5 protein-coding genes are annotated in these 2,637 nt (G+C 65.9%); 2 read left to right on the forward strand and 3 right to left on the reverse strand.

Annotated features, from left to right (window positions below; all coding sequences use genetic code 11):
- Together ACTUAL_RS21465 and ACTUAL_RS21470 are read left to right on the forward strand one after the other, a co-directional pair.
- On the forward strand, window positions 1-274 hold a 274-nt coding region (locus tag ACTUAL_RS21465), incomplete at its 5' end, for a hypothetical protein (protein WP_440901506.1).
- Window positions 275-365: 91 nt separating this feature from the next.
- Entirely contained in the window at window positions 366-920 is a 555-nt protein-coding gene (locus tag ACTUAL_RS21470) for a hypothetical protein (RefSeq protein WP_440901507.1), read from the forward strand.
- Window positions 921-1,136: 216 nt separating this feature from the next.
- Here ACTUAL_RS21470 and ACTUAL_RS21475 read toward each other — a convergent pair whose 3' ends face one another.
- From ACTUAL_RS21475 to ACTUAL_RS21485, 3 genes are all read right to left on the reverse strand, one after another.
- Window positions 1,137-1,523, reverse strand: coding sequence for a VOC family protein (locus ACTUAL_RS21475; RefSeq protein WP_440901508.1), 387 nt, complete (start codon window positions 1,521-1,523; stop codon window positions 1,137-1,139).
- Between the two features lie 141 nt (window positions 1,524-1,664).
- Window positions 1,665-2,147 (reverse strand): nucleotidyltransferase domain-containing protein, encoded by a 483-nt coding sequence (locus ACTUAL_RS21480; protein WP_440901509.1) that lies wholly within the window; start codon window positions 2,145-2,147, stop codon window positions 1,665-1,667.
- A 66-nt stretch (window positions 2,148-2,213) separates the two neighbouring features.
- Entirely contained in the window at window positions 2,214-2,579 is a 366-nt protein-coding gene (locus ACTUAL_RS21485; protein ID WP_440901510.1) for a hypothetical protein, read from the reverse strand.
- Between the last annotated feature and the right edge of the window lie 58 nt (window positions 2,580-2,637).

Here is a 2,637-nt window from a genome sequence, read left to right on the forward strand (position 1 = left end):
GGCCGACAACGGCGGTCTCGTCGGGGGCGTCGGCAAGCTGCTCCTCGGCGACTCTTCCCACGTCATCGACGACGGCGTGGCGGGGCTGCGTCGCTTCGCTCTCACCGACGTGGCGAACCTGGTACAACGTGCTTCGGCCGAGTACCGCCGCATGCGGCCCACCGGTCACGAGCACATCAGCGCCGAGGACGAGGCGCTGGGGGAGGTGCTGGACGAGAAGTGGTTCCGCCTCACGGCGGGCGGCGAGATAGACCTGACTTCGGCCACTTCGTGAGTCTTTGGGAGTCGGCCAGGGAGCTGACCTGCTGGTTCGGCGGGGAGTGGTGAGGAAGTTGTGCACTAATCGGGGTCACTAGAGTGGCGCGGTGGCCTACGTCCGGACGGTGAAGACGGCCTCAGGCAAGACGGCCGTGCAGATCGTGTGGTCCTCGACGAAGGGCTCGAGGCGGATCGAGCACCTGGGCTCGGCCGCCACGGACGCTGAGGTCGAACTGCTCAAGGCCGCGGGCCGGCAGAAGCTGCTCGCGGGGCAGGGTGAGCTGGACCTGGGGCTCCAGCCGCCGCCGGCGGCCGGTGGGCCGCTGCACATCACGTCCTCACGGATGGGGCACCTGTGGGACTCGCTGTCGGCCGCGTACGACGCGCTCGGCTTCGACGTCGCCGTGCGCGATGAGGTGTTCCGCCAGCTGGTGCTGGCGCGGACTATCGAGCCCACCTCCAAGGCTGACGCTCCTCGCGTGATCGCCGAGGCTGGCATCGCCTCGGCTTCGGACCGCACGATCACCCGCCGGTTGCGGCTGTACTCGGCGATCGGGTTCCGGGAGCAGCTTCAAACGGCGACTGTCCGACCTGGTCTACAAGGCGATGCTCGACGACCTCGCCGGACACACGACGACGGGCCCGGGAGGGCAACTGGGTGACGACTCTGACTCCCGCGCGACCGGCTCACAACCCGATGCCGGCTCTTCGGACAAGCCACTTCCCGGACCCGCCACCACCAAGCCTAGAACCACCCTCCCAGCGGCGTCTTGACACAGAGGGGTGCCAGTAGCGTGCGGCCACGCTCAGTGCGGCATGGTCGGACGCTACGCGACCACAGCGGCATGAGAGTGCGCCGCGGCCAAGGACGTCTGCGCTCAAGCGGTCGGCGTCATGATCTCGATACGGTTGCCGAAGCCGTCGCGGCAGTGGAATCGCTCGTAGCCGATGAAGCTGACTCGCTCCGCCCAATCTACGTCGTACCCAGCCGCGTCTATGCGTGCACCCAACTCTTCCAGGGCGCCGGAATCGCGAACCAGAAGCGCGGGATGCGCCTTCTTCGCCGGAGCGAACGGCTCTTCAACCCCCAGGTGGATCTCTACCGTCACCACATCGCCGTCCGAGTGTCGGAACCAGCAGCCACCGCGCCCGGCCAACTCCTGCGGCTTAGCTACCTCGAGAAGGCCTAGCGTGTCTGCATAGAACCGACGGGCTTCTCCCTCCTGGCCGGCGGGCATCGCGAGCTGGACATGGTGCAGGCGCATCCGCAACTCCTTCGGGCATGTGTCTTGGCGTCAATAAACCTTACCCGCGCTTCGAATGCGGCAATGCCGAACGCGCCCAGGGCTTGCGTCCTCGTAGCGGCAGTAGCGTGCGGCCACGCTCAGTGCGGCAGAACAGGATGCCTACAGTTCGTCGAGGACAGCGAGGTCGTGGAGGTCCACGGCGCGCGGGGGATAGCCACTTCGAAGCTCTCGGGCTCTCTCCGCGCTGGCCACGACGACCGCTTGGCCGTCTATGAAGCCCGTGACTCTCTGCTCAGAAGGGTGGAGGTACACCTCGCCGTCCAGACCTTCCTGAACCCCGTTGCCGGCCGGGTCCAAGCGCATTGCGTGGACGTCTACTTGCCCTGAGGGACTCGATAGCTGCACGCGGACTGGTCGCCAATCCTCGGTGACCCGATAGCCGCGGGAGGTGAGCCAGGCCATGAACTCGGCCTCCTGATCTTCGTCGATGAACACGTCGAGATCTTGATGGGGGCGAGTCTGTCGTCCCACCAGCGCATCGACACCCCATCCGCCGTTGACCTGATAGACCACACCATTGGCGTCAAGCCAGGCGACGATCAGCACCACCTCGGCGGCGGTCATCTGGGAGGAGAGCTCCATGGGAGAAGTCTCTCCCGTGTGGGTCCAGCGGGACCTTGCGACCGGCGGCAGTAGCGGTCGCTTCGGTCAGTCTCCCTCAACCGTGACAGAGCCGTCCCACCTCGGCCGCCTCAAGCGGACGACGAGGTAGTCCGCAATTGCCTGGGCGGTACTCGCCGCCACCGCGTCGTTCAGCCTGTCCGACACGAAACCAAGCTCATCAAGGAGTGACTGGCACATTGGCCTGTTGAGTTCCACAGGTTCGGAACCGCCCAGCAGGGGCAGTGTGTGAAGCTCATATGCGACAGCGACGTGCCTGAGTCTCCAGAAAAGTCGGTCGGAGAGCCAGACCGCGTCCGGGTCGCTCGGTTCCGTCTCGAAGATGCCGACCCTGCCGTCGTCATCTTCGTACGTCGCAGCATCAAGCCGATCAACAAACAAGTCATCCGTCACAACGCGATGCTCCCATGTCACCGGTCCGCCGCATCGGTACCGGGCACGCCAAAGCGCC

Source organism: Actinosynnema sp. (assembly GCF_052038725.1).